Source organism: Brachybacterium sp. EE-P12, from assembly GCF_003711805.1.
Taxonomy (GTDB): domain Bacteria; phylum Actinomycetota; class Actinomycetes; order Actinomycetales; family Dermabacteraceae; genus Brachybacterium.
In genome coordinates, this window is the sequence record NZ_QXCP01000009.1 from 437,215 (window position 1) to 461,248 (window position 24,034).

A 24,034-nucleotide genomic window follows, 5' to 3' on the forward strand; every position below is an offset into this window, starting at 1 on the left:
TCGTCAGCCGATGTTCGGCAGATGTCTCTCGATCGCCACGACCGCCCCGTCGGGCGTGACATGCAGCAGCAGCGCCTCACCGGCGGCGAGATACGGGTCCTCGCGCGGCAGCTCGAGGGACGCCCCGGGCTGCGCGGAGCGCCGCACCGCCTCGATGACGGTGGGCAGCACGGGCCGGTGGGTGCACACCACCGTCGGACGCGCCTCACGCAGCACCCGGTCGATCACGGCCTCCGTGCGCGAGGGATGCTTCGCATGCCCCGCCTCGGTCAGCTCGTCCTTGGTCCGCACCTTCAACCCCCCGGCGCGCGCGAACGGCTCGACCGTGCTCAGGCACCGCTCCCAGGGGCTGCTCACCACGCTCACCGGATCGAAGGCGTCCAGCAGAGCGGGAAGGGCCTTGGCCTGCTTCTTCCCCTTGGAGTTCAGGGGCCGTTCCCCCTCGCCGCGACGCCACTTGGAGCGTGAGACCGCGGCGCCGTGGCGCTGGATGACGATCGGTGCGGTGCGCAGCTCCCCCGCCTCCGCGTGACGTCGCAGGGTCTGCAGCGGGACCTGGTCGCCCTGCCGCGTGACCATCGACTCGGCCTCGTCGAGCCCCACCCAGCGCACCCGATCGATCTCCGCGGCGCTCTCGGGCCCGGGCCCGATCTTCGCCCGCACGGTCCCCATCCAGTACTGGACGATCTTGGTGCGACCGTCGGGCAGCAGGTACACCGAGGCCGGCAGCGGCCGATGCAGGCGCACCCGGTATCCGGTCTCCTCCGCGACCTCGCGCACCGCCGCGGCGGGGAAGGTCTCGCCCTTGTCGAGCTTGCCCTTGGGGATCGACCAGTCGTCGTAGCGGGGACGGTGCACGAGCAGCACCTGGAGCCGTCCGCCCTTCTCCCGCCAGGCCAGCGCGCCGGCGGCGAGGACGGGCGGCGGCTTCCCGGGGGCGACGCTCACGCTCACGCCCCGGCCGGCGCAGGCCGACGCATCTGGACGTCGCGGCCGGAGACGGCGAACCCCCACGCCTCGTACAGGCGCAGCGCTGCGGCGTTGTCGGCCTCGACGTACAGCTCGACGCCGGGCACGCCGCCCTGGACCAGACGCTCCAGCGCCGTCGCCAGGAGCACTCCCGCAATCCCGTGGCCCTGCACCGAGGGGTCGGTCGCCACGACGTAGATCTCCGCGTCGGCATCGGTCGCGCCGGGTCGTTCCCGCTTGACCCAGACGAAGCCCACGAGCTGCCCGTCGCGGCGGGCGACGACCATGTCCTCGGGGTCGAACCAGGGCTGGGCCATCCGCTGCTCGAGATCCTCGCGGGTCATCGAGCCCTGCTCGGGATGGGACGCGAAGGCGCGCGCGTTGACCGCGACCCAGGCGTCCGCGTCGTGCGCGGGTTCGAAGGTGCCCAGGGTCAGGCCCGGCAGGGTCGAGGCGGGCACCTCGATCGGGGTGCCGGCGGCGAGCTCGCGGTGCAGCGTCAGCAGGCGGCGGGTCTCGACGAGCCCGTTCGCGGAGAGGAAGGCGAGGGAGCTCTCGAGCGCGCCGTGCGCCCACACGCCCGCATCGGCGCGCTGCGCGAGGGCGGCCTCGAGCAGCGCGGTGCCGTGGCCGCGGCGCCGCGCCTCGGGGCGGACCATCCCCTGGACGGTCCCGTCGGCGAGCACGCTCGCATAGGCGATCACCGCCTGGTCCTCCGCCAGGAGCAGGTGCTGGGCCGATCCGCCGGCGAGGGCGAGGCGCGCCGCTTCATCGAGCGGGGAGACGCCGTCGTGCGCGGTGACCGCGCCGAGCAGGCTCTCGACCTGGTCACGGTGCTCGCGCGACAGCTCGGCCGTGGAGATCATGAGGTCCTTCCGGGGACGTCTGCGGGTGGTGGTGCGGGGCACGAGTATGCCTCCACCTGCGGGCACTCGTAGACTGCCACAGTAATGTTGCGGACGACGGCTCGTCCGCGCCCATCGAGCAGCCGGCACCGACAGCGAGGGAGGCCCCGTGACCGCTCCCGAGCGCGCACCCCTCGGCGCCGCCCTCGCGCTGCTGCTGGCGCTCGTCTCGCTCACCGGGCCTCTCTCCCCCGTGCTGATGGCGATCGCGATCGGACTGCTCGGCCTGCTGATCGGCATCGCCTGGCCAGATCTGCTGGAGCTGCCCGCCGCGGCGGGGACCCGCGTGGTCGTCGCCGGCACCGGGATCGGCGGCGCGCTGCTGGCGGTCCTCGCCCCCGAGCGCCTCTCCCCGGTGCCCGCCATCGTGATGCTGTGCGCCATCGGGGTCTTCGCCTCCTTCGTCCAGCAGATGCTCCGCCGCGAACGCCGAGACCTCACCGCCTCCCTCACCGGCACCGTCGCCGGGGTGTTCCTCGCCGGCATCGCGGCGACCTGGGTGATCGCCCAGGCCGACGGCTTCGCGCTGGGCGGCACGGAGGTGGTCACCGCCGTCGCGGCCGGGCTCGCCGCGACGCTGCTGCTGGACTCGACCCCGCTGCCGGCGCTGCCCCGCTTCGTGCTCTCCGTGCTGGCCGGCGCCGTCCTGACGGGCGTGCTCGCGGTCTCCCTCGCCTCCCTCGCGCTGCCGATCGCGGCGCTGCTCGGGGCCGCGACCGCGATCGGGGCGAGCAGCGCGCATCTGCTGGTCGGCTCCTCCCTGGTCGCCCATGAGCCGGTCCCCTCCCTCGCGGTCGCGGCGGTGCCGGTGGCGACCGTGGGCGTGCTCGCCCATCTCACGCTGTCCGTGGTCGGCTGACGGGCGCTAGACTCCTGACCATGTCCGCGCTGTCGCTGTTCTTCCTCGCCCTCGTCATCCTGGTGGGTCTGATCGTCCTCGGCTTCACCGTGCTGGTGATCACCCGCCTGTTCGACCACTGAGCGGATCCCGGCGCCGATGCCCATCACGCTCGACACCTCGCTCCCGCGCTCGCTGTACCCGCTCGCCTGGCTGATCGGGAGCTGGGAGGGCAGCGGGGCTCTGACCGCTCCCTCGCCCGACACCCCCGACCTGCGCATCGAGCAGCGTCTCGAGTGCACCGCGCAGGAGGACGGCACCCTCGCCTGGCGCTCGATCATCCATCGGGTCGACGCGCCCGCCCCGCTGCCCCCGACGAGCGTCTTCGCCCGCGAGCAGGAGGAGCCGGCACCGGCCGCGGCCTCCTCCGGGGAGCGCAGCCTGCTGCACCGCGAGGACGGGATCTGGACCGTCGGCGATCTCCTGCCCGGCCAGGACGTCGCCGCCGCCGAGGCCGCCCGGCCCGGCAGCCCCGCCGGGCATCTCTCCCATCATCTCGAGGCCCGTCTCGAGCGCCGCGGCGAGAGCGCCGAGACCTGGAGCGGCGAGGTGCGGGGGCCGCGGGTGCAGCTCGCGCTCGCCGGCGCCGACGGCGAGGTCGTCGCGACCCGCATGTTCGGCTACATCAGCGGGCGCCTCATGTGGCTGTGGGAGCAGCGCGGACCCGCCCCCGAGGGCGCCGCCGGCGAGACGGCGCTCCTCCCCCACCTCTCCTTGGAGCTCGACCGTGTCTGACACAGCCCGCACCGTCCGCCCCCTGTTCACCGCCGGGGCCGTCCTCGGCGAGGGACCCGATCAGGCCGTGCCCGCCCACTACGGCGCCCCGCTGCGCGAGCAGCGCCGCCTGCTGGACGGCGAGGCCGTGGTGGACCTCGGCCAGCTCGAGGTCCTCGAGGTCAGCGGCGCGGACGCCCGCACCTGGATGACCACCGTCACCACCCAGGTCGTCACCGGCCGTCCCGTCGGCGCCTCCGCATCCCTCGCCGTGCTCTCCCCGCAGGGTCGGGTCGAGCACATGGCCTCTGCCGTGGTCGCGGGCGAGGAGACGCTGCTGCTGGTGCTCGATCCCGGGGCGCGCGCCGGGCTGCGGGGCTATCTGGAGATGATGCGCTTCGCGGCGCGGGTCGAGATCGTCGACCGCGACGACCTGCGGGTCCTCGGCGCCCTCGCCCCTGCGGGCGAGGTGCTGACCGATCTGGACCTGCCCGAGCCCGTCGCCGTGTGGGCCGAGCCGTGGCCCGAGGTCGCCCCCGGCGGTGTCGCCTACGGCCCGCCGCCGGAGGACCCCGTCGGCCAGGTGCTCTCCCTGTTCCCGGCCGAGGCCCTCGAGGCGCTGCCCTGGCAGGGGCGGCAGCTGGCGGGGATGAGCTCGTGGGAGGCCCTGCGGATCGCGGACCATCGGGCCCGCTTCGCGCGAGAGGTCGACGAGCGGACCATCCCGCACGAGCTGGACCTGCTGCGCACCACGGTGCACACCGAGAAGGGCTGCTATCGCGGTCAGGAGACCGTCGCGAAGGTGCTGAACCTCGGCCAACCGCCGCGTCGCCTGGTGATGCTGCACCTCGACGGCTCCCAGGACGTCCCCGTCGCCGCCGGCGGCGAGGTGCGCCTGGGCGGCTCGGACGGGAAGGTCGTCGGCACGATCACCTCCTCCGCCCTGCACGCGGACCTCGGCCCGATCGCCCTGGCCGTGGTGCGACGGGCGGCGCCGCTGGATGCGGCCCTGTCCGTGCAGGTCCACCTCGGGGAGGCCGACGGCGAGAGCGCCGAGGTGTGGATCGACGCCTCCCAGGAGCCGATCGTGCTGCCGCGCGAGCACGGCACCCGCCCCGCGACCGCGAAGCTCTGACCCCGACCGCGGAGCACCTCCTGCGACCCGGCGCCGTCGCGTCTCCACGCTCCCCGCACATCCCCTCTACCGCCTTCCTACCCGTCATCCGCTGTGCGGAACACGCCGGCCTGGAACAATGACGGCATGAACAGCCAGGGCGAGCAGCGTGAGCAGGGAGAGCAAGAGGAATGGTCCCGCCACCGCCGCGAGGCGGTCGAGGCCAAGGAGCGAGCCCTGAAGGCGGCTCGTCAGGACGAGCACGAGCGCGCCACGGCCCTGATCCGGGAGGCCGTCGCGGGATTCCTCGAGGCGGGCATCGCGCCCGTGCCCCTGCGCGCCCGGCCCTATCGCGGCCGAGGCAGCGTGCGCACAGGCCTCGAGGGCTGGTACCTCAAGCAGGACCGCTCCCTGGCCGTGGACGCCGAGGGCCGCTTCTACGTGCTGCGGGTCGAGGGCGGTCTGCTCTCCCGGCTGCGCGGCGAGGCTCCCGACCCCTCCCCCGCCCCGCTCGTCGTCGGGCGCGGCGCACGTGACGGGGACACCTTCGGGATCGAGGAGCTGCTGCGCATGCGCCGGCGGGATCCGGTGCCCGCATGAACCGCATCCCGCTGACCACCACCGCTCCGCTGCCTGTGGTCGAGCGGGCTCGCGGCGCGGTGCGGGACTGGCTGCGCGGCGGCGCCGACCGCGGCCGCAACGACGCCCTGACCATCGCCCGCGCCGCCCTCGCCGCAGGGCTCGCCTATCTGGCCAGCGGCCTGATCTGGGGGCACGAGTTCCCGTTCTTCTCCTCGATCGTCGCCTTCGTGATCATCGGCTTCGGCATCGAGAAGAAGATGCGCAAGGTCGTCGAGATGGCCGGCGGGGTGATGCTCGGGGTGCTGCTGGGAGAGCTCGCCCGTCAGGTGATCGGCTCGGGGCCGTGGCAGATCTTCATCGTCGTGTTCTGCGCGGGGATGCTCGCTCGCTTCCTCGACTCCAGCGGACTGTTCGGCTTCCAGGTCACGATCCAGTCGCTGCTGGTGATGATCATGCCGGTCACCCCCGGCATGAGCCCCGGCGGACGGGCGCTCGACGCGCTGACCGGCGTGACCGTCGCGCTGCTGATCCACCTGCTGCTCTCCGGCAATCCGCGGCGCCTGCAGACCCGCGCGGCGCAGTCCTTCTACCGCGAGCTCGAGGACGCCCTGGTCAGCCTCGCTCTCTCGGCACGCACCGGGGACCGGGGCGTGGCCGGTGCGACCCTGCGCACGCTGCGCGACGTCTCCCAGAAGTACACCGACGAGTGGCGGCTCGCGAACGACGTCGCCAACGAGATGGCGACCTTCTCCCCCTCCGGGCTGCGCCATGCCGAGGACGTCGGCCGCATCCAGCACCTGCTGGTCGGCTCCGACCGGGCGATGCGGAACATGCGCATGATCGCGCGACGTCAGGTGGAGTTCCTCGAGGCGGTGCGCGGGGACGCCCACTCGACCCTCGCCGACGCGCTGCTCGCCGCCCGCGACGCCGTGCAGGAGCTGCGGGTCGCGGTCTCCCACGAGGAGGTCGACTTCACCGATGCGCGACGTCAGCTGCGCCTGTTCTGCTCGTACCTCTCCCCCGAGATGCTGCTGCGCAACGACGAGGGCCTGCGGCCCGGCCGCGCCGGGCACTTCGAGGGGGTCACCCTCACCGTCCAGCTGCGCTCGCTCGCGATCGACCTGCTGCAGGCCACGGGGCTGACCTCCGTCGAGGCCAAGCGGTTCCTGCCCAGCCTCGTCATCGCCTCCGACGGTGACGCGATCGGTCCGCGCCCGATGACGGTGGAGATGAAGGCGGTCGAGCCGCCCGCCACCACCGAGGCGCTCGAGCTGCTCATCGCCGACCGCTCGGACCCCGACCGCCGCGGCTGAGCGGGGCGCGTCTGCGGGGTGCGTCCAGGCGCCGCCCCTATCCTGGTCCGATGATCGCCCTCATCCAGATGTGGATCTTCCTGATCCTCGCCCTGGCCCTCCTCGCCCTCGAGATCTGGGCCTTCGTCAACGCCCTGCGCTTCCGCCCCGACGCCTACACCGCCGCGAGCAAGCGCACCAAGGTGTTCTGGTGCGTGCTGACCGGTGTCGCGATGCTGCTGGGCTTCCTCTCGCTCCCCTACCCGATCGGGCGCGGCAGCAGCATGCTGTTCATGCTGGCCGGGGTGATCATCGCCGGCATCTTCCTGGCCGACGTGCTGCCCGCGCTGAAGCGGGTCATGGGCCGCGCCCAGGGCAGCCGCTGGTGAGCTGACCCCCTCGCCCCGCCGGGCCGATAGCGGCAAGAGGTGGCTATATGACCAGCTCGTGTCGCCATAGGCCTGCGGACGACAGCCGATGTCTCCGGGCACCGGGCGCTGAACGACACTCCGGGGCCGCCCCTGTCCCGGAGCCCCCACGACACGCCCCGACCACACGCACATCATGGCCGACAGCCCGGGCTCCCGGCCCGGCCGCGGACGCGGAAGGACCCCGGAGCCGCGGGCTCCGGGGTCCTTCCTGCTCGAGCGCCGGGACGCTCAGGGACAGCTCGTCGCTCAGATGTGATCCCTCTGTCCGAGCTCCTCCCGCTCGTCCCGGACCGCCGGCTCGTTCCTCACCGACGCCCCGGGACTCGCAGCTCGTCGCTCAGACGTGGGTGCCGGCCGAGCGGAGGTTCTCGCAGGCCTCGACGATGCGGGCGGCCATGCCGGCCTCGGCCTTCTTGCCCCAGGCGCGGGGGTCGTAGGCCTTCTTGTTGCCGACCTCGCCGTCGACCTTCAGCACGCCGTCGTAGTTCTCGAACATGTGCGAGACCACGGGGCGGGTGAAGGCGTACTGGGTGTCGGTGTCGATGTTCATCTTGATGACGCCGTTGTCGACCGCCTCCTGGATCTCCTCCAGGGTCGAGCCGGAGCCGCCGTGCATGACCAGGTCGAAGGGCATGTCCTTGCCGTACTCGGCGCCGACGGCCTTCTGGATGTCCAGCAGCACCGAGGGGCGCAGCTTCACGTTGCCCGGCTTGTAGACGCCGTGCACGTTGCCGAAGGTGAGGGCCGTGAGGTAGCGGCCGTTCTCACCCAGGCCGAGCTTGGCGGCGGTCTTCAGGCCGTCCTCGGGGGTGGAGAAGAGCTTGTCGTTGGAGACGTTCGCCTCGACGCCGTCCTCCTCGCCGCCGACGACGCCGACCTCGATCTCGAGGATCTTCTTCGCGGCGACGGACTTCTCGAGCAGCTTCTCGGCGATCTCCAGGTTCTCGTCGACCGGCACGGCGGAGCCGTCCCACATGTGCGACTGGAACAGCGGGTCCAGGCCCTTGCTCACGCGGTTCTCGAGGTCCCACTCGATGAGGGGCTCGACCCAGGTGGGCAGGACCTCCTTGGCGCAGTGGTCGGTGTGCAGCGCGACGTTGATCGGGTAGTTCTTCGCGACGGCGTGGACGTACTCGGCCAGCGCGATGGAGCCGGCGACGCGGTCCTTGACGGTGGAGCCGGAGAGGTACTCGGCACCGCCGAAGGAGACCTGGATGATGCCGTCGGAGTTCGCCTCGGCGAAGCCCTGGAGAGCGGCGGTGGCGGTCTGCGAGCTGGAGACGTTCACGGCCGGGTAGGCGAACTTGCCCGCCTTCGCGCGGTCGATCATCTCTGCGTACTGATCCGGGGTAACGACTGCCATGAGGCACTCTCCTTCGTCGGTGGGGGTCCGTGACGACCGGCGCGTCTCCGCACGGGGTCGTCCGATCGTCCTCATTGTTCCACAGCGCGCCCGGGCCGGAACGACCGAGGGTCCCGCGTGGACGGCGCGGCGGGCAGGTGGCCGTCGGCGCAGGTCCCGTCCGTGGAGAGGTGGCGCCCGGCGTCCCGGCGCGGGCCGCCCCTCGCTCAGCGCAGCGGGCCGTCGGGGATCTCGGCGTGCTGCAGGACCCAGGTGTGCATCGCGATCGCCGCGGCGGCGGCGACGTTGATCGACCGCGTCGAGCCGAACTGGGTGATGCCGACGACGAGGTCCGCCGCCGCGAGCAGCTCGGGGCTCAGCCCGGGCCCCTCCTGGCCCACGATCAGCACCGCGTCGCGCGGCAGGGGCGTGCGCTCGAGCGGGAGCGCCCCGGGCACGAGGTCGATCGCGACCAGCGGCCGGCCCTGCTCGCGAGCCCAGTCCACGAGATGCGCGGCGTCGGGGTGGTGGATCTCGTGCTGGTAGCGGTCGGTGACCATCGCACCGCGCCGGTTCCAGCGGCGCCGGCCGACGATGTGGAAGGCGCCGACGGCGAAGGCGTTCGCGGTGCGGACCACGGAGCCGATGTTCGCGTCGTGCTCGAGGTTCTCGATCGCGACGTGGAGGTCGTGGCGGCGCGTGTCGAGCTCGGCGACGATGGCCTCGCGCCGCCAGTAGCGGAAGCGGTCCTCGACGTTGCGACGGTCCCCGGCGGCGAGCAGCTCGGGGTCCAGGCGGGGGTCGTCGGGCCAGGGCTCGGGGTGCGGGCCGACGCCGACCTCGCGGGATGGCTCGCTCATCGCTTCTCGGAGTCCTCCTGCGCGGCGTCCTGGTGCGCGGCCTTCTTCTCGTCGAGCGCCTCGATCTCCTCCTGGTCCGGGTCGGGCAGGCCCAGGGCGCGGCGCTTGCGCTCTCGCAGCAGGAGCCGGACCCCGATCACGACGAGGACCAGCAGGATGATGGCGTAGGCGACGTCGGAGAAGATGTCGGTGTAGGGCTCGATGACGGTCCAGTTCGAGCCCATGACGTAGCCGATGGTCACGAAGATCGTGTTCCAGATCCCGCTGCCGAGCGCGGTGAGCAGGGTGAACATCCCCAGCGGCATCGCGTACAGACCGGCCGGGATCGAGATCAGCGAGCGGATGCCGGGGACGAAGCGGCCGAAGAAGATGGCCTTGTAGCCGTGGCGGTCCATGAAGGCGACGGTCTTGTCGTAGTCCTCCACGTGCACGAGCGGCAGGCGGATGAAGAGCACCCGCAGCCGCTCGGGGCCCAGCAGGCGCCCGATCCCGTAGAGCAGCCACGCCCCGACCACGGAGCCGGCGATCGAGGCCGGCAGCATCACCCAGAAGGACTGGCTGGGTCCGGCGGAAGTCACGCCCGCCAGCGGCAGGATCACCTCGGAGGGGATCGGGGGGAAGACGTTCTCGAGGAAGATCAGCAGGAACACGCCGAGCGGCCCGAGGGCGTCCATGGTCGAGACGGCCCAGTCGACGATGTTCATGCGGGGGCTCCTGTGGGGCGCGGAGGCGGGATCGGACCGGTCGCGATCCGGGTCCGAGTCTAGAGCGGCCGCGGGCGGCTCCCGATGACCGGGAGGTCACCTGCCCAGGACCTTCACGCGTACAGTTCCTGCTGTTCATCCCGTACGCACGCTCTCCTCGGTTCCCCCGGTCCGAGGGGTGCGCGCGGTCTACCCTGTGCGCATGACGTTCAACCCGAACGCGGAGATCCGCTCCGACAACGTCTCCGCCGCTGGGCGGGGCGGCGGCGGCTTCTCGCCGCGCGGCGGCCGAGGCGGACGCGGCGGTCGGGGCGGGCTCGCACTCGGCGGCGGGGCCGGCTGCCTGCTGCTGGTGGTCGTGCTGGTCTATGCGCTGCTCGGCGGGAACCCGCTGGACCTGTTCGTCGGCGACAGCACGCAGCAGGGCCCGGCCGCCGCGGGCAGCTCGCTGGAGAGCTGCCTGACCGGTGCCGATGCGAACGAGCGCGACGACTGCCTGGTCCAGGCCACGGTCGAGTCGGCGGATTCGACGTGGGGCAGGCTCGCGCCCGAGGCGGGCATCGACTTCGTCGAGGCGCAGGGCGTCATCTTCGAGGACCAGGTCCAGACGGGCTGCGGCGCCGCCACCGCCGACGTCGGCCCCTTCTACTGCCCGGCGGACATGACCCTGTACGTCGACGTGTCCTTCTTCGATGCGCTCGCCACGCAGTACGGGGCCGACGACGGGCAGCTCGCGAAGATGTACGTGATCGCGCACGAGTACGGACACCACATCCAGAACCTCTCGGGCGTGATGGCGAGCGCGGACCGCTCGCGGACCGGGCCGCAGTCCGACGGGGTGCGGCTCGAGCTGCAGGCCGACTGCTACGCCGGGGTGTGGGCGCATCACGCCGCGAACTCGGTGGACGACGAGGGCAACGCGATGCTCGCGCCGCTGACCGAGCAGGACATCGACTCCGCGCTCTCGGCGGCCAGCGCCGTCGGCGACGACCACATCCAGGGCGAGGTCGCCGGCGGCCGGGTGCAGCCGGACACGTGGACCCACGGCTCCTCGCAGCAGCGCCGGAGCTGGTTCACCACCGGCTACGAGCAGGGCACGATCGGCTCGTGCGACACCTTCGCCGCCCCGGAGGTGTGAGGCCCGGGCAGGGCCCGCGGGGCAGGGCCCGCGGCCTCAGATCTCGAGCTCGGAGATGTCGTAGGCGGCCAGATAGCGGTGCCCGGCCTGCTCGACAGCCTCGCGGGAGGCGTCGGAGCGGTGCACGATCACGGCGACCGCGGAGATCTCCGCCCCGGCCTCGGCGAGCGCCTCGCACGCGGTGAGCACGCTGCCGCCGGTGGTGGAGGTGTCCTCCACGGCGACGACGCGACGGCCGGTGACGTCCGGACCCTCGATGCGCCGCTGCAGGCCGTGGGCCTTGTTCGCCTTGCGCACCACGAAGGCGTCCAGCGGATCGAGCGCGGCGTCGGCCGCGGAGGCGTGGAGGATCGAGGTCGCGACCGGGTCCGCGCCGAGGGTGAGCCCGCCGACGGCCTCGACGCCGGGGACGAGTCCCTCGCGGCGCAGCAGGTCGAGCATCACGCGGCCGACGAGCGGCGCGGCCTCGTGATGGAGGGTGATGCGCCGCAGGTCGACGTAGTGGTCCGCCTCGGCGCCCGAGGAGAGGGTGACGCGGCCGCGCACCACGGCGAGGTCGCGGATGAGGACGCGCAGGCGCTCACGAGCCTCGTCGATCGGGAGCAGGTGGGCGGGATCCGTGCTGGTGGAGGGCATGCGGCAAGGGTAATGGATCGTGCGCTCCGGGAGCGGGACGCGCCGTCGGCCGAGGGCGTGCCCGCGGCGCTCAGCCGGCGCCGTCCTCGCGCTGCCAGGGGGCGCGGAGGTTGCGGCGCGAGGCGCGGCGGCGGGAGCGCTCCACGGAGCGGGCCTGCAGGCGGCGGTACCAGTTCGGGGAGGTCATCGCCCGCACGAGGGGGCGCGGCGCGAGCCGCGAGACCTCGCTCGCGGTGCGGTACTTCACCGAGGGGATCGACAGCACCGCACCCTTGGCCGTGTCCTTCAGCGCCTGCTCGACCACATAGGGCGCCTTCAGCCAGGTGATGCGGGGCAGGCCGTCCATGCTCATCGCGGCGCGCTCGTGGAACTCTGTCTGGACGAAGCCGGGCAGCAGCGCGGTCGCGGTGACGCCCGTGCCCTTCAGCTCCATGGCGAGCGACTCGGTGAACACCGTGACCCAGCTCTTGGAGGCGGCGTAGGGGCCGGCGGTGGTGTAGCCCGCCAACGAGCTGACGTTGAGGATCGCTCCGCGGCGACGCTGGACCATGGTCCGGGCGGCGGCATGGGAGAGCACGAGCACGGCGCGCATGAGGGTGTCCATCTGCATCTCGTGGTCCTCGACGCCCACCTCGAGGAAGCCGCCGCGCAGCCCGTAGCCGGCGTTGTTCACGAGCAGGTCCACGCGGTCCACGGGGTCGGTCAGCCGCGTCTCGACGCGCTCGAGCTGGCGACGGTCCGAGAGATCCACGGGCAGCACCTCGACCTGCACGTCGTGGACGTCGCGGATCTGCTCGGCGACGGCGCGCAGACGGTCCTCGTCGCGCGCGACGAGGACCAGGTCATGCCCGGTGCCGGCCAGCTGCCAGCCGAACTCGAGGCCCAGTCCTGAGGTCGATCCCGTGACGAGTGCGCGCGCCATGGACAGAGTGTACGAAGGTCCGGGCGATGCCGTGGACCATCCCGGCCGACGCCCCGAGCATGCCCCGTAGGATCGGGGTCATGCGCATCGCGACCTGGAACATCAATTCGCTGCGGGCCCGGATGGACCGGGTGCTCGCCTTCCTCGAGCGGCACGAGGTGGACGTGCTCGCCCTGCAGGAGATCAAGGCCAGGCCCGCCCAGCTGGACCTCACCGCGCTCGAGGCGTCCGGCTACGAGGTCGCCGCGCACGGCCTGAACCAGTGGAACGGGGTCGCGCTGATCTCCCGCGTGGGCCTGTCCGATGTGCGCACGGAGCTGCCGGAGGCGCCCACCTGGCCGGAGGACGGGACCGGCGTGGTCGAGGCGCGGGCGCTCGGCGGGATCGTCGGCGACGGCCTGCGGATCTGGTCGCTGTACGTGCCCAACGGCCGGGAGCTGGACCACCCGCACTACGGCTACAAGCTGCGCTGGCTGGAGGCGCTGCGCGCGGAGGGCGCGCGCGAGCTCGCCGCGGATCCGGCCGCCCGGTCGGTGCTCGTCGGCGACTTCAACGTCGCCCCGCTGGACGAGGACGTGTGGGACATGGCCTTCTTCGAGGGGAAGACCCATGTCACCGAGCCGGAGCGGGCCGCCTTCCGGGCGGTCGTGGACGAGGGCTTCGCCGACGTGGTGCGGCCCGAGCATCCCGGACCCGGCGTGTACACCTACTGGGACTACCAGGCGCTGCGCTTCCCGAAGAAGGAGGGCATGCGCATCGACTTCGTGCTCGGCTCCCCCGCCGTGCAGAAGGCGGTGACCGGCTCGTTCATCGACCGCGAGGAGCGCAAGGGCAAGGGCGCCTCGGATCACGCACCGGTCGTGGTGGACCTCGAGCTCTGAGGAGCGCGCCGGAGAGGTCGTCAGCGGGCCCCGGTCCGCTGGTGCGGTCCGTGGGGCAGTCCGTGGGTGCGGTCTGCGGGCGGCCGGGGCCCTGCCCGCCGGGCGACGCCCGGAGTGCTGTCGTGGTGTCGGTCCTCGAGGACTCGTCGCCGCCGGCTCCGTGTCGCCGTCGGGCCGATGGGGACACGAGGTGGCCATATAGCCAGCTCGTGTCGCCATAGGCCCGCGGACGACCGCCGATCTCGCCGGAGGCCGCTCCGAGACCGGCACCGCCCCGGCGCCCCCACGACATGTCCCGGCCATACCCATATCTCGGCCTATCACCCAGGACCGTCGACGTGACGCGGACGTGACGTGACATGCCGGTCTGCGTCCGGACATGGCGGAGCGGCGCCGGGATCGAGCCGCGGCGCCGCTCCTGACGGGCCTTCTGCATCGGGATCAGGCGTACACGTGAAGCAGCTGCGGTGACGCTGTCGACGTCTCACAGCCGGTCCGTTGCGGGGACCAGTCGTACGTGGGTTCCGATGCCGGTATCCGTCGTTGTGCAGATCACACTACGCGTTCGCTCGGGAGGGCGCAAGCACCGCGCGAGGGGCGACCTCTCCTCCACATCACCCCGTCATCCACCGCGCGGGCATCGCCCTGTCGCACGGCCGTCAGCCTCGCCACGATGGCGGCATGACCAGCACGACCACTGCCTCCGCCGCACGCTCCTCCGTTGAGCCCGAGCCCGCGATCCGCGCGCCCGGCGTCGCCGCCGCGGGCTCGCTCGGCGCGTCCTTCGGGACGGCGCCGGACGGTGCTCCGCGACGACGCCGCTCGCGCTTCCCGCGCGCCGGCGGGCCGTCCTCCGCGCAGCCCGGAGCACCCCGACGAGGGGTCCGCTGGGTCGGACCGGCCGGCTCCCTGCAGGGGCTCGTCGCGGACCACGCCACCGCGGCCGGCTCCTGGCTGCTGGAGGACCCCGCCGAGAGCTCCGGCTGCACGGTGGTCGCCGCCGACGCTCTCGGCACGACCGCTCTCCCCTCCCGCAGCCGCACGCCCCTGCTCGTGATCGTCGAGGGCGACGAGGTGCCGGCGGCGCTGTGGCCGCGTGCCCTCGAGGCCGGGGCCCTCGCCGTCCTGCCCCTGCCCGCCGCCTCGGAGGAGCTGCTCTCCCGCCTGGCGGAGCTGACCCGCTCCCGGGCGGGCGCCCGGACGATCGGGGTCACCGGCGGCTGCGGCGGTGCCGGGGCCTCGAGCTTCGCGGCGCGGCTCGCGGCGGCCGCCCGCCGTCACGGCCCCATCGCCCTGCTGGACGCGGATCCGCTCGGCGGCGGGCTCGACCTGCTCGTCGAGGCGGCCGGGGCGCCGGGACTGGACTGGTCCGGGACCCTCGCCCTCGGGGCGGACGACGGGGAGGCGCTGCGGGCGGGGCTGCCGCGGGTGGACGAGGTGCGCCTGCTCGTGGCCGGGGAGCAGCCCGGCCCCGACGAGGAGGACCTCCCGCGCGTGCTCGGTGCGCTGGCCCCGCTGGACGGCACGGTCGTCGTGGACCTCGCCGCCTCCCTCGTGCCGTGCGCGCTCGAGCATCTCGACGAGCTGCTGCTCGTGGTGCCCGCCGCCGACCACGCGGTGCGCGCCGCGGCACGACGTCTGCGCGACTGGTCCGCCCCATCCGGGCTCATCTCGCTCGTGGTGCGGCGCGGCGGCGGGCTCACCCCGTCCGAGGTCGCCGAGGATCTCGCCCTCCCGCTCGCCGCCGCCTTCCGCGACAGCGCGCGCGGCACCGTCCCTCTGCTGGACGTGCGCCGTCGGGGCGCGGACCGCGCCGCCCGGGAGCTGCTCGCGGCGCTGCTGGCCGAGGAGGGCTCATGACCACGGCCGCGCCTGCCGCGCCCCCCGAGAACTTCGGCACCGCCGCGACCGGTCGCGGCACCGGCGAGGACGAGCTGACCACGCTCCTGGCCGGGGTGCGGGAGGACCTGGTGCGCTCCCCCGGCGCGGTCGACGTCGCGCGGATCGCGCGCGTGCTGCGGGCGCAGGGACGGGTGCTCGGCGCCGCGGCGACCCTCGAGCTCACCGCCCGGGTGCGCGATCACGTCGACGGGCTCGGCCCGCTGCAGGGCCTCGTCGCGCCCGGGGTCACGGATCTGCTGGTCAACGACGACGGGAGCGTCTGGATCGATGACGCGGACGGGCTGCGGGAGGCCGGACTCCGGCTCGATGCCGGCCAGGCACGGGACCTCGCGGTGCGCCTGGCGACCACCGGCGGGCGGCGCCTCGACGACGCCGTGCCGTGGGCCGATGCGCATCTGCCCTCGGGGATCCGCTTCCACGCGGTGCTGCCGCCGCTGTCCCCCGGCGGGGCGATCCTCTCCCTGCGCCTGCCCTCGCGGGAGCGGCTGGACCTCGATGATCTCGAGCGCCTCGGCGCGCTGACCCCTGCGGTGCGCGAGGTGCTCCGCGCGCTCGTCCGCTCCCGGGTGCCGTTCCTGGTCACCGGCGGGACCGGCACCGGGAAGTCGACCCTGCTCGCCGCGATGCTGCACGAGGCGCCGCCGGGCGAGCGGATCGTGGTGGTCGAGGACGTGCTGGAGCTGGCGGTGGAGCACCCGCACGTGGTGCATCTGCAGTCCCGGCACGCGAACAGCGAGGGTGCCGGGGCGGTGGATCTCACCGCGCTCGTGCGCCAGAGCCTGCGCATGCGCCCGGATCGGATCGTGCTCGGCGAGTGCCGCGGCGGGGAGATCCGGGAGCTGCTGCAGGCGCTGAACACCGGGCACGACGGCGGCTGCGGCACCGTCCACGCGAACACCGCCGCGGACGTCCCCGCCCGGCTCGAGGCGCTCGGCGCGCTCGGCGGCCTGGACCGCGCGGCGCTCGCCGCGCAGGTCGCGAGCGCTCTCGAGGTGGTCGTCCACCTCGGCCGGCGGGACGGCGTGCGCATCCTCGAGGAGATCGCGGTGCTGCGCCGCGGGGAGGACGGGATGCTCCTCGCCGAGACCGCGCTGCGCTCGGGAGCGGACGAGCTGCGGGAGGGCCCCGCCGCAGGCGCGCTCGCGGCGCGGCTGCGCACGGGTGCCGGCGAGCAGGCACGGCTCCGCGCCGGTCCCGCCGAGCAGACAGCCCGGGCCCCGGGACGGAGGGCGGCATGATCCCCGCCGCCGTGACGCTCGGGCTCCTGCTGACGTGGGTGCTCGCCCCGCCGCGTCGCCCCTCCGCGGGGCCGGCCCGTCCCGCCCGGACGCGGCGAGCGCCCGCCGCCGCCCTGGACATGGCGCGCCTGGTCGAGCAGCTCTCGAGCGTGATCGCCTCCGGGGCGAGCATCCGGCAGGGCTGGGCGGCGCTCGAGCGCACCCTGCCTGAGGGCGATCTGCGGGACCTGTCGCGCGCCTCCGCGTCGGGGGCGGACGTGCGGCGTGCGGCAGGCGGCCGTCTGCAGGGCACGCCGACGGTGGCCTCGCTCGGGGCGGCCCTCGCGGTGTGCGAGAGGACCGGGGCACCGGCCGCGGTGATGCTGCAGCACCTCGCCGAGGCGCTGCGCGATCTGCACGACGCCGCCCAGGCGCGGCGCAGCGCCTTCGCGGGCCCCCGCTCGACCGCGCGGATCCTGCTGGTTCTGCCACTGGCCGGGCTCGGCCTCGGGATGCTGCTGGGCGGGGATCCGCTGCACCTGCTGGTCGCCTCGACCTCGGGACGGCTGCTCGGCGCCGCAGGGCTCGCGCTGACGGCGCTCGGCTGGTGGTGGATGCGCCGCCTGCTGCGCAGCGCCGATCCGCCGCACCGTGCGGAGGTGGACGCCTCGGTGGTGCTCGAGCTGATCGCCGGGGCGCTCGAGTCGGGGCTGCCGCTGTCCCGGGCACTCGACGCAGTGGGCACGGCGCTTCCCGCCGGGGAGGATGCCGAGTCGATGCGCGCCGTCTCCGCAGCCCTCGCCTCGGGAGTGCCCGCCCGGGTCGCCGTCGCCGCTCTGCCCGCGCAGCTCGAGGCGCTGGGGCGCTCGGCGACGCTCGCCGAGGAGACCGGCGCCGATCTGGCCCGGGTGCTGCGCTCGGCGGCGCGGGATGCCCGGCGCGGCCGGGCCCGCGATGCCGAGGTGCGGGCCGCCGAGCTGGCCGTCCGCCTCGTGCTGCCCACCGGGGTCGCGCTGCTGCCGGCCTTCGTCGCCCTCGGGATCGTGCCGACGGTGATCTCGCTGCTCGGCGGCCCCCTGTCCCTCACCGCCCCCGGAGCGTGAACGCCCCGATGCGTGAGGCCCTGAACCACCGGGACGGTCCCGGTGCGTCTCCCCCGCCAGGGGGCGACGACGGCGGCTGCGGCCGCCGCCGCGGGACGGCGAGCGCCGATCCCGCCCTACGAAGGAGGAGCATCATGAAGTGCACGAGGAACCGACTGCGCCGCACCCTCGCCCGCCGCTGGCGGGACGAGACGGGCGCCTCCACCGCGGAGTACGCGATCACCGTGCTCGCCACAAACTACTGGCTAGGGCATACTTAGTACATGACCAGTTCACTCCGTGTCGCGATCTATGCCCGGCAGTCCGTCGAGGAGCCGCAGGGCATCCTCCAGCAGCTCGAAGACTGTCGTGTCGAGGCGCAGCGCCGTGGGTGGACGGTCATCGACACCTACCCCGACGATGACGTCAGCGGGACCAAGGCCCGTGGGGAGAAGACGCAGTGGGCACACATGCTCGCCGACTTCGATGCGGGCAAGTTCGAGGCGGTGCTCGCCAACGACGTAGACCGCCTCACCCGCAGCCTCACGGACGTCCTCGAACTCCGCCCACCCAAGCGCGATGTGCGCGTATTGACCGTCCGAGGCGGCATCGACACCCACGAGGACGACACCACCCTCAAGCTCCTGGTCGTGCTGGCCGAGCGTGAGGTCAGGCTCAAGACCATCCGTTCCGCCCGCTACGCCAAGGAGCGCCGCGCCAAGGGCCACCCGCCCGCCGGACGAACTGCCTTCGGGTACCGGTGGGTCCGCGCCGCTGACCGCGACGAGAAGGGCACTCGATTCCGCATCGACGAGGACGAAGCCGCCATCGTCAAGCGCATCTTCAGCGAGTTCCTGGCCCAGGCACCTCTCGGTCAGATCACCCGCGACCTCAACAGCGAGGGACTCCGGACGCGCGAGGGCTTCCGCTGGCACACCCCCACCCTGCGCCGCATCCTCATCAACCCCCACTATGCGGCACTCCTCCCACCTGCCCAGCCCGAGGGGCAGAACGACCAGGCCAAGATCGCCATCGAGGACTGTGTGCCCGGCGCATGGGAGCCCATCATCGAGATCGAGCACCTGCTGGCCGCCCGTGGACTGCTCGTCGGCAAGGCACCGAACCACCAGGGCACCGCCCGTGCCCACCTGCTCTCCGGCATCCCCACCTGCGGCGTCTGTGGCGGGCCAGTCCGATCGTCGCGAGCTCGTACCCACCCCACCACGCGCAAGGACGGGGGACGTGCGCCCCAGAAGTACAACGCGAGCTACCGGTGCCTCGACGGCCATTTCGTCCGCCGGGGCAAGCTGATCGACGCCTTCATCGCCGAAGTCTGCATCGAACGCCTCTCACGGCCAGATGCTGTCGACCTGGTTGAACGCCCGGCAGATGGCCCTGACCTCGCGGTCTTGAGCGCCCAGCGTACCGAGCTTGAGAGCCGTGATGCCGCCATCGCTGGCCTGCTGGTGCGCGGCAAGCTGTCCCCGAAGGCCGCCGAGGATTCCCTCGATGAACTTGCCCGCGAGCTCGCCGTGGTCAACCAGCAGATCGCTGATGCCGTCTCAAAAGACCCGCTGGCCGAGGTCGCAGCCTCCGATGACGCCCGGGCCTGGTGGGAGGCAGCCACCCTGGCGCGCCGACGGGCAATCATCGAGGCGTTGATGGACATCGTGATCCACCCTGTCGGGTACGGGAAGCGCCTGCGCACCTTCGAGGAGATCGCGCCGACCTTGACGATCAGCTGGAAGCGCGGGGCGAAGGGCTGATCCCGAGCTCCTCCGCCGTGGCGGCATAGGCACGCTCGATATACGCCTCCAGCTCCGCTTCCTCCACGCGCCACTGGCCACGCCCGCCGACCTGGATAGCCCGTAGCTCACCCGAGCGCACGAGCGCGTACGCCTGGGCCCTGGAGATGCTCAGGACCTCCTGGACGCCCTCCAGCGGCATGAACGGACCGGGAAGTGACTCGTCCCCACGGACGCCCCGCACGTCGCTCATGTGGCGCTCCCGGCCCCATTCAGGGCCTTGTAGACCGTCTGTCGGCTGACCCCGAACGACCGAGCCACAGCAGAGACCGTCTCGCCACCGGCCACGGCCGCCCGCACAGCCGAGATCTGCTCGTCCGAGAGCTTGGGTCGTGGCCCCGGCCGCTTGCCTGCAGCCCGTGCTCGTGCCACCCCCTCCCGCGTGCGTTCGCGCAGCAGGTCACGCTCCCAGTCCGCGAGCACCAGCAACATGTTGAGCATCAGCCTCCCCGCAGCCGTGGACGTGTCCAGCTCGACGTCGAGCGCCTTGAGACCGATGCCTCGCTCAGTCAGGTCCTGGACCGTCCGCAGCGCATCCGGCAGTGACCGTCCGAGACGATCCAGACGTGCGACCACGAGCGTGTCGTCGTCGCGGGCGTAGTCCAGCGCGGCCTGCAGACCGGGCCTGTCGGCCTTCGCGCCGCTCAAACGGTCGTGGAAGACCTTCTCGCATCCCGCATCACTCAGAGCAGCCTCCTGGCCCGCCAGAGAGCCCTCCTGGTCCCGTGTGGACACTCGGGCATATCCGATGAGCATCAGCCGGTCACCAGATGTCCCTCTTGGCGCTGTTGTGCCTCTTGCACAGCATCTGGCAGTTGTCCTCGACCGTCTTCCCGCCTTTCGACCAGGGCTTGATGTGGTCGCCGTCCATGTCGGACAGTGCCCACACTCTGGTGCCCTGGTCGTTGCGATCGGCCGGATACTGCGCGCAGTCGGGGCAGTTGCTGACCTGCCTGCGCTGAGCTTCGGCCGTCTGCCGGTTGTAGACCCGCTTCTTCGTGGACGGGTCGAACCCCCTGAGGTTCAGCAGCCTGCCGTCGGTCTCGTCGCCGAGCACGAACTCGATGATGCCGTTGGCTCCCCTGATCTCATCGTCCTTGACCAGCTCCATGCAGCGCGCTTCGAACTCCGCGGCGGTGAGGCGTGCGTCCGCGTCATCACCGACCACGCCGCGGTAGTCGGTCCACAGCTGGTGCCAGTCCTGCTTCGTCAGACCCAGCCGGCCGCTGCCCCCGTTCGGGAACAGCGACTCGGCCCAGCCGGTGACGGTGTCCATGTGCCCCACGATCGCGCTCACGTCACCACTGGGCTGATGGGCGTCCATATACAGGTTCACTCGGCGGTCGTCATCGGCCTCAGCCGGATCGTCCCTGGAGCTGACCCATTCGAGTGCGCGTTCCAGCACTCGCTGCCGCTTCGCGTCCGCCGGGCTGAACGGCAGCCACTCCAGCCACCGCTCCAGGTTCTTGTTGTTGTTGACCTTCGAGAAGGACCGTTTGGCGGCCGTCACGAACGGTCCGGCGTAGACCGCATTGCGCAGCTCCTGCTTCGTCAGCGGCTCACCTGCGATGTTGATCGTCTCGAACCACCGCTTGATCTGGGCCTCCGTGCCCTCGCAGACGTACACGAGAAGTTTCGCGTCCAGGATCCTGTCCTTGATGGCAGGGTCCAGGCTGGCATAGCGCTTCTCGTAGCCATCCACCAGCACCGAGAACTGGCCTTGCAGGTAGCGGCCGATCGAGGTGATCCGCTGCTGCCCGTCGAGCACCTCATAGGGGTGATCCGTCTTCTTGGGGTCGTGGACGAAGTACAGCAGGCCCAGGGGGTAACCCCTGAGCAGCGACTCGATGACCTTGACCTCTTTCGCGCCGCCGTCCAGGCCGTAGACGTAGTTCCGCTGGTACTCGGGCTGGATGGTGAGCTTGCCGCCCCACCCGTGGAGGCCCTTGTCTTCCGTGGGGTCCCAGGTGAAGCCGTCCAGGATGTCGCGGACGGTCGTGTCTTGCAGCAGTGTGGTCTTCATGCTGATGCCTCCGGATTGCGGTTGCGGATGAAGATGCGTCCGTACTTCAGCTTCCCGTCGATGTAGGGGCCGTCCTTGCCTGTGCTCGTCGGCACGCCGGCCAGGCCGCGGATATTCCCGGCCGCCAGCCCGATGATCTCGAACTGCTCCGGGTTGTGCTTGTCCAGGTAGGAGATGGGCACACCCATCACCCCGTCGTAGTCGCTCGGGATCGCGTCGGTGAAGCCCACTTCGATCACGTCGTAGTTGTCGTACTTGGGGTAGCCGCGGTCGCGGATCACCTTCTTCGCCTTGCGCTTGGTCCGGTTGCGCTCCATCGTGTCGAGGTCGAGCCACTCGTGGCGCTTGCCGTGCTCGATGTTCGTGAACCAGCAGGAGTTCCCCTGCCGTGTGTAGTTCGCGTCATCCGGCAGGTTGGCATACTGCCCGCCCATGGCCCGGAGCATGCGGATGGCTTTCGCACGGTCGTCCGGCTTCACCTCCGCGCTCTCCGGCACTCGGAAGATCATGTCTGTCGAGTTCGCGGTCGCACCCTTCCAGAGCTTGTTGTCCCGGATGAGCTGGAAGACCTCTTTGTAGGTGACGGCATTGATGCTGCCGATGATCGAGAACTGCACGTCGCCGGCCATGAGCCATGCCACGAAGTCGCGGAACATCGAGAACGGCGGGTTGGTCACCACGATGTCCGCCTCGTCGCGGAGGGATGTGACCTCTGGTGATGTGAAGTCGCCGTCGCCTTCGAGGTAGGACCATCTCATGTCCTGGCGGTCGAACTTTCCGTCGCCGTTGAGGTCTTTGCGCTCCAGCACCCGCACTCGGCCCCGCGTCATGGACAGGTCCGGGTCGTAGTGGGGCGCGTTCTGCTCTTCGGGGATGTCGACTGCGAACAGTGCGCCCTGGTTCGACTTCGGTGCGTAGCTCGTGCAGATGAGTTTCTTCAGCCCCCACTCGTCGAACACGTCGGCGAAGAACTTGCCGAAGTTCGACCATTCGGGGTCGTCGGCGGGGCACAGCACCACCTTGTCTCGGAACACGTCCTTGTTGAAGTTCCAGTACGCGACCATCTCCCGCTCGATGTCGGGGTACATCGTGTAGAACTCGTCTTTCTTCTTCTTCCGAGCTTCGCCCAGGTTCGTGTTCGCCATCTGCCCTCAACTCTCGCGTGTGAAAAGACCGGTCCATTGCTGGACACCCCGCTGAGCAGCCCCGTAGCCCCGAGGACGGCCCAGAAAAGTGTCCAATATTCCTGTCGAGGATCTTACCGCACGTCGCACAACCGCGACACCGATCTGTGGACACCGTGGCATCCCTGGCTCAGCACCTTCCTGGGGAGAGCATCCAGGACGCGGCGAGGCCGCGCCGGGAGAGGTGGTGAACCGATCGAAGGAGTCACCATGTCCACGACCACGGCAATCCCCGTCAGCCTCGTCCTCCCGCACATCACGCTCACCGGCCACATCCGGCACGACCGCGGCGCAGGCACGCTCGACCTCCTCGATGAGCAAGGTGTGGAGCGCCTGTCCACCGATCTCTCCGTCTACGGCTACGTCGCAGGTATGGGCGAGGTCTTCATCAAGGACTGGTCCGAGCACGCTGGCCTCGCCGATGCGCTGGCCATCGCTGGCGTCGTATCGCCCCTGGAGTCCCTGCGCGTAGGGCCCTTCTCGTCCCGTGCCTACCGCGTGCGCGTGCTGGACGAGGTGGTGTGCCTGTGAGCGCCGATGTCCGCTTCAACCCTCCCTACCTGCGTACCAGCGAGCCGCTGAGCCACATCATCACGCTCACTGGTGACGCATACGAGCAGGTCGTGGACGAGGCGAACGCGATGGGCGGCTCCGTCGATGCTGTGGCCGCGGTGCTCTCGGCGTGGGACTACGGCGATGAGACAGACGCGGCCGCTGAGCTCGATCCTTACCGCTCGACCGCCTCTGACCTCGGAAAACTATCCCATCAGCTCCACAGCGCGCATGTCGGTCACCAGCACTACTGGCTGCTGATCGACCACCAGCTCGGGCTCTACAGCCTCTACCGCCTGCCGCTCGAAGGAGACCCATCATGACCGCCACGACCATCATCGTCAGCTACGTCCCACGCGTCTGGGCGGTGTGCTTGAGCTGCTGCAACAACGGCCATCTCGTCGGCGACTGGTTCAACTGCACCGAGGCCGGGGCCGTTGACCTCGAGTCCGTCCACCGTGGCCAGCGCCGTCGTAGCCCCTACTGCGAAGAGATCTGGTGTCTCGACGTGGAGAACCTCCCCGTGGACCGCGAGATGGACCTCCTGGAGGCTGCGGAGTGGGGCGAGGTCTACGAGGAGGTAGGCGAGGAACTGTGGCCCGCACTGTGCGCCTGGGTTCGTTCGGGCTGCTACGTCGCGCAGGGCACCGGCGACATCCCGTCTGTACCGGACTTCCTTGAGCGCTACGTCGGTCACTGGGAGAGCTTCCGGGAGTACGCCGAGGATCAGGTCGAGTCCACCGGCATGATGGCCGGGTGGTCAGCGGATGCCCAGCGGTACTTCAACTGGGACTCCTGGACCCGTGACCTGCGCCATGACTACACCGTGGAGGACGCGCCCGACGGCGGCGTGTACGTCTTCCACAACCTCTGACGCATAG

27 protein-coding genes are annotated in these 24,034 nt (G+C 71.7%); 16 read left to right on the forward strand and 11 right to left on the reverse strand.

Annotation, left to right across the window (positions count from 1 at the left end):
* Positions 1 to 3 precede the first annotated feature (3 nt).
* A complete protein-coding gene (locus D1648_RS14255) occupies positions 4 to 948 on the reverse strand; it encodes an NUDIX hydrolase (RefSeq protein ID WP_122943374.1) in 945 nt (314 codons plus the stop codon).
* A 2-nt stretch (positions 949 to 950) separates the two neighbouring features.
* Entirely contained in the window at positions 951 to 1,877 is a 927-nt protein-coding gene (gene mshD, locus D1648_RS14260) for a mycothiol synthase (protein WP_241155505.1), read from the reverse strand.
* 106 nt (positions 1,878 to 1,983) lie between these two features.
* Between mshD and D1648_RS14265 the strand changes: the two genes are divergently transcribed.
* The 6 genes from D1648_RS14265 (at position 1,984) to D1648_RS14290 (ending at position 6,863) form a co-directional block, all read left to right on the forward strand.
* A complete protein-coding gene (locus D1648_RS14265) occupies positions 1,984 to 2,733 on the forward strand; it encodes a hypothetical protein (RefSeq protein WP_122942989.1) in 750 nt (249 codons plus the stop codon).
* A gap of 138 nt (positions 2,734 to 2,871) precedes the next feature.
* The gene (locus D1648_RS14270) at positions 2,872 to 3,507 is read left to right on the forward strand and encodes a heme-binding beta-barrel domain-containing protein (protein WP_122942991.1); all 636 of its coding nucleotides are present in this window, start codon (positions 2,872 to 2,874) and stop codon (positions 3,505 to 3,507) included.
* Complete coding sequence (locus tag D1648_RS14275) at positions 3,500 to 4,621, forward strand: folate-binding protein YgfZ (RefSeq protein ID WP_122942993.1); 1,122 nt, start codon at positions 3,500 to 3,502, stop codon at positions 4,619 to 4,621. Before D1648_RS14270 ends, D1648_RS14275 begins: the two co-directional genes overlap by 8 nt.
* Before the next feature lie 126 nt (positions 4,622 to 4,747).
* Positions 4,748 to 5,200, forward strand: a complete 453-nt coding sequence (locus tag D1648_RS14280; RefSeq protein ID WP_122942995.1) for a hypothetical protein — start codon at positions 4,748 to 4,750, stop codon at positions 5,198 to 5,200.
* Positions 5,197 to 6,495, forward strand: coding sequence for an aromatic acid exporter family protein (locus tag D1648_RS14285; protein WP_122942998.1), 1,299 nt, complete (start codon positions 5,197 to 5,199; stop codon positions 6,493 to 6,495). The genes D1648_RS14280 and D1648_RS14285 overlap by 4 nt, the downstream gene beginning before the upstream one ends.
* 50 nt (positions 6,496 to 6,545) lie before the next feature.
* On the forward strand, positions 6,546 to 6,863 hold the full coding sequence (locus D1648_RS14290; RefSeq protein ID WP_122943000.1) for a DUF2516 family protein: 318 nt from the start codon (positions 6,546 to 6,548) through the stop codon (positions 6,861 to 6,863).
* A 379-nt stretch (positions 6,864 to 7,242) separates the two neighbouring features.
* Here the strand turns inward: D1648_RS14290 and fbaA are convergent, their stop codons facing one another.
* The 3 genes from fbaA to D1648_RS14305 form a co-directional block, all read right to left on the reverse strand.
* Positions 7,243 to 8,268: a class II fructose-bisphosphate aldolase gene (gene fbaA, locus D1648_RS14295; protein ID WP_122943002.1), complete on the reverse strand. Its 1,026-nt coding sequence runs from the start codon at positions 8,266 to 8,268 to the stop codon at positions 7,243 to 7,245.
* Positions 8,269 to 8,474: 206 nt separating this feature from the next.
* The gene (locus D1648_RS14300; protein ID WP_122943004.1) at positions 8,475 to 9,107 is read right to left on the reverse strand and encodes a TrmH family RNA methyltransferase; all 633 of its coding nucleotides are present in this window, start codon (positions 9,105 to 9,107) and stop codon (positions 8,475 to 8,477) included.
* Entirely contained in the window at positions 9,104 to 9,811 is a 708-nt protein-coding gene (locus D1648_RS14305; RefSeq protein WP_122943006.1) for a DedA family protein, read from the reverse strand. Before D1648_RS14305 ends, D1648_RS14300 begins: the two co-directional genes overlap by 4 nt.
* A 202-nt stretch (positions 9,812 to 10,013) precedes the next feature.
* Between D1648_RS14305 and D1648_RS14310 the strand changes: the two genes are divergently transcribed.
* Entirely contained in the window at positions 10,014 to 10,949 is a 936-nt protein-coding gene (locus tag D1648_RS14310; protein WP_122943009.1) for a neutral zinc metallopeptidase, read from the forward strand.
* Positions 10,950 to 10,985: 36 nt separating this feature from the next.
* Here D1648_RS14310 and D1648_RS14315 read toward each other — a convergent pair whose 3' ends face one another.
* Both D1648_RS14315 and D1648_RS14320 read right to left on the reverse strand, forming a co-directional pair.
* Positions 10,986 to 11,585 (reverse strand): orotate phosphoribosyltransferase, encoded by a 600-nt coding sequence (locus D1648_RS14315; RefSeq protein WP_122943011.1) that lies wholly within the window; start codon positions 11,583 to 11,585, stop codon positions 10,986 to 10,988.
* Between the two features lie 70 nt (positions 11,586 to 11,655).
* Positions 11,656 to 12,507: an SDR family oxidoreductase gene (locus D1648_RS14320; RefSeq protein ID WP_122943013.1), complete on the reverse strand. Its 852-nt coding sequence runs from the start codon at positions 12,505 to 12,507 to the stop codon at positions 11,656 to 11,658.
* 80 nt (positions 12,508 to 12,587) lie between these two features.
* On the opposite strand from D1648_RS14320, the gene D1648_RS14325 reads away from it, so the two are divergent.
* The 6 genes from D1648_RS14325 (at position 12,588) to D1648_RS14350 (ending at position 19,355) form a co-directional block, all read left to right on the forward strand.
* A complete protein-coding gene (locus D1648_RS14325) occupies positions 12,588 to 13,388 on the forward strand; it encodes an exodeoxyribonuclease III (RefSeq protein WP_122943016.1) in 801 nt (266 codons plus the stop codon).
* A 681-nt stretch (positions 13,389 to 14,069) separates the two neighbouring features.
* Positions 14,070 to 15,248: a hypothetical protein gene (locus D1648_RS14330; protein WP_122943018.1), complete on the forward strand. Its 1,179-nt coding sequence runs from the start codon at positions 14,070 to 14,072 to the stop codon at positions 15,246 to 15,248.
* A complete protein-coding gene (locus D1648_RS14335) occupies positions 15,245 to 16,528 on the forward strand; it encodes a TadA family conjugal transfer-associated ATPase (protein WP_241155506.1) in 1,284 nt (427 codons plus the stop codon). Before D1648_RS14330 ends, D1648_RS14335 begins: the two co-directional genes overlap by 4 nt.
* Positions 16,525 to 17,610: a type II secretion system F family protein gene (locus D1648_RS14340; RefSeq protein WP_122943019.1), complete on the forward strand. Its 1,086-nt coding sequence runs from the start codon at positions 16,525 to 16,527 to the stop codon at positions 17,608 to 17,610. Before D1648_RS14335 ends, D1648_RS14340 begins: the two co-directional genes overlap by 4 nt.
* A gap of 134 nt (positions 17,611 to 17,744) precedes the next feature.
* Positions 17,745 to 17,870, forward strand: a complete 126-nt coding sequence (locus D1648_RS14345; protein ID WP_241155507.1) for a DUF4244 domain-containing protein — start codon at positions 17,745 to 17,747, stop codon at positions 17,868 to 17,870.
* A gap of 3 nt (positions 17,871 to 17,873) precedes the next feature.
* Positions 17,874 to 19,355, forward strand: a complete 1,482-nt coding sequence (locus D1648_RS14350; RefSeq protein WP_122943021.1) for a recombinase family protein — start codon at positions 17,874 to 17,876, stop codon at positions 19,353 to 19,355.
* On the opposite strand, the gene D1648_RS14355 is transcribed toward D1648_RS14350, so the two are convergent.
* The 4 genes from D1648_RS14355 to D1648_RS14370 are packed head-to-tail and all read right to left on the reverse strand — an operon-like array spanning position 19,327 to position 22,562.
* On the reverse strand, positions 19,327 to 19,587 hold the full coding sequence (locus D1648_RS14355) for a helix-turn-helix domain-containing protein (protein ID WP_122943023.1): 261 nt from the start codon (positions 19,585 to 19,587) through the stop codon (positions 19,327 to 19,329). The two genes, D1648_RS14350 and D1648_RS14355, sit on opposite strands and share 29 nt — an antisense overlap.
* Positions 19,584 to 20,150 (reverse strand): recombinase family protein, encoded by a 567-nt coding sequence (locus D1648_RS14360; protein ID WP_122943026.1) that lies wholly within the window; start codon positions 20,148 to 20,150, stop codon positions 19,584 to 19,586. The genes D1648_RS14355 and D1648_RS14360 overlap by 4 nt, the downstream gene beginning before the upstream one ends.
* A gap of 7 nt (positions 20,151 to 20,157) precedes the next feature.
* A complete protein-coding gene (locus tag D1648_RS14365) occupies positions 20,158 to 21,417 on the reverse strand; it encodes a DUF262 domain-containing protein (RefSeq protein WP_122943376.1) in 1,260 nt (419 codons plus the stop codon).
* Positions 21,414 to 22,562, reverse strand: a complete 1,149-nt coding sequence (locus tag D1648_RS14370; protein ID WP_122943028.1) for an adenine-specific methyltransferase EcoRI family protein — start codon at positions 22,560 to 22,562, stop codon at positions 21,414 to 21,416. Before D1648_RS14370 ends, D1648_RS14365 begins: the two co-directional genes overlap by 4 nt.
* A 249-nt stretch (positions 22,563 to 22,811) precedes the next feature.
* Between D1648_RS14370 and D1648_RS14375 the strand changes: the two genes are divergently transcribed.
* The 3 genes from D1648_RS14375 to D1648_RS14385 are packed head-to-tail and all read left to right on the forward strand — an operon-like array spanning position 22,812 to position 24,027.
* Positions 22,812 to 23,132 carry a hypothetical protein gene (locus D1648_RS14375; protein ID WP_122943031.1) on the forward strand — a complete coding sequence of 107 codons (321 nt, stop codon included), beginning with the start codon at positions 22,812 to 22,814 and terminating at the stop codon, positions 23,130 to 23,132.
* Entirely contained in the window at positions 23,129 to 23,476 is a 348-nt protein-coding gene (locus D1648_RS14380; RefSeq protein ID WP_122943033.1) for a hypothetical protein, read from the forward strand. Before D1648_RS14375 ends, D1648_RS14380 begins: the two co-directional genes overlap by 4 nt.
* Complete coding sequence (locus D1648_RS14385) at positions 23,473 to 24,027, forward strand: antirestriction protein ArdA (protein ID WP_122943035.1); 555 nt, start codon at positions 23,473 to 23,475, stop codon at positions 24,025 to 24,027. The genes D1648_RS14380 and D1648_RS14385 overlap by 4 nt, the downstream gene beginning before the upstream one ends.
* The last annotated feature ends 7 nt before the right edge of the window (positions 24,028 to 24,034 follow it).

What these genes read in the sequence shown, in the direction of transcription:
- D1648_RS14290 (WP_122943000.1), top strand. Translation starts at nt 6,546, where the DNA reads ATGATCGCCCTCATCCAGATGTGGATCTTCCTGATCCTCGCCCTGGCC.
- D1648_RS14355 (WP_122943023.1), bottom strand. Translation starts at nt 19,587, where the DNA reads ATGAGCGACGTGCGGGGCGTCCGTGGGGACGAGTCACTTCCCGGTCCG.
- D1648_RS14300 (WP_122943004.1), bottom strand. Translation starts at nt 9,107, where the DNA reads ATGAGCGAGCCATCCCGCGAGGTCGGCGTCGGCCCGCACCCCGAGCCC.
- D1648_RS14385 (WP_122943035.1), top strand. Translation starts at nt 23,473, where the DNA reads ATGACCGCCACGACCATCATCGTCAGCTACGTCCCACGCGTCTGGGCG.
- D1648_RS14340 (WP_122943019.1), top strand. Translation starts at nt 16,525, where the DNA reads ATGATCCCCGCCGCCGTGACGCTCGGGCTCCTGCTGACGTGGGTGCTC.
- D1648_RS14330 (WP_122943018.1), top strand. Translation starts at nt 14,070, where the DNA reads ATGACCAGCACGACCACTGCCTCCGCCGCACGCTCCTCCGTTGAGCCC.
- D1648_RS14320 (WP_122943013.1), bottom strand. Translation starts at nt 12,507, where the DNA reads ATGGCGCGCGCACTCGTCACGGGATCGACCTCAGGACTGGGCCTCGAG.
- D1648_RS14350 (WP_122943021.1), top strand. Translation starts at nt 17,874, where the DNA reads ATGACCAGTTCACTCCGTGTCGCGATCTATGCCCGGCAGTCCGTCGAG.
- D1648_RS14325 (WP_122943016.1), top strand. Translation starts at nt 12,588, where the DNA reads ATGCGCATCGCGACCTGGAACATCAATTCGCTGCGGGCCCGGATGGAC.
- D1648_RS14370 (WP_122943028.1), bottom strand. Translation starts at nt 22,562, where the DNA reads ATGGCGAACACGAACCTGGGCGAAGCTCGGAAGAAGAAGAAAGACGAG.
- D1648_RS14315 (WP_122943011.1), bottom strand. Translation starts at nt 11,585, where the DNA reads ATGCCCTCCACCAGCACGGATCCCGCCCACCTGCTCCCGATCGACGAG.
- D1648_RS14375 (WP_122943031.1), top strand. Translation starts at nt 22,812, where the DNA reads ATGTCCACGACCACGGCAATCCCCGTCAGCCTCGTCCTCCCGCACATC.
- fbaA (WP_122943002.1), bottom strand. Translation starts at nt 8,268, where the DNA reads ATGGCAGTCGTTACCCCGGATCAGTACGCAGAGATGATCGACCGCGCG.
- D1648_RS14335 (WP_241155506.1), top strand. Translation starts at nt 15,245, where the DNA reads ATGACCACGGCCGCGCCTGCCGCGCCCCCCGAGAACTTCGGCACCGCC.
- D1648_RS14285 (WP_122942998.1), top strand. Translation starts at nt 5,197, where the DNA reads ATGAACCGCATCCCGCTGACCACCACCGCTCCGCTGCCTGTGGTCGAG.
- D1648_RS14360 (WP_122943026.1), bottom strand. Translation starts at nt 20,150, where the DNA reads ATGCTCATCGGATATGCCCGAGTGTCCACACGGGACCAGGAGGGCTCT.
- D1648_RS14345 (WP_241155507.1), top strand. Translation starts at nt 17,745, where the DNA reads ATGAAGTGCACGAGGAACCGACTGCGCCGCACCCTCGCCCGCCGCTGG.
- D1648_RS14270 (WP_122942991.1), top strand. Translation starts at nt 2,872, where the DNA reads ATGCCCATCACGCTCGACACCTCGCTCCCGCGCTCGCTGTACCCGCTC.
- D1648_RS14365 (WP_122943376.1), bottom strand. Translation starts at nt 21,417, where the DNA reads ATGAAGACCACACTGCTGCAAGACACGACCGTCCGCGACATCCTGGAC.
- D1648_RS14280 (WP_122942995.1), top strand. Translation starts at nt 4,748, where the DNA reads ATGAACAGCCAGGGCGAGCAGCGTGAGCAGGGAGAGCAAGAGGAATGG.
- D1648_RS14305 (WP_122943006.1), bottom strand. Translation starts at nt 9,811, where the DNA reads ATGAACATCGTCGACTGGGCCGTCTCGACCATGGACGCCCTCGGGCCG.
- D1648_RS14310 (WP_122943009.1), top strand. Translation starts at nt 10,014, where the DNA reads ATGACGTTCAACCCGAACGCGGAGATCCGCTCCGACAACGTCTCCGCC.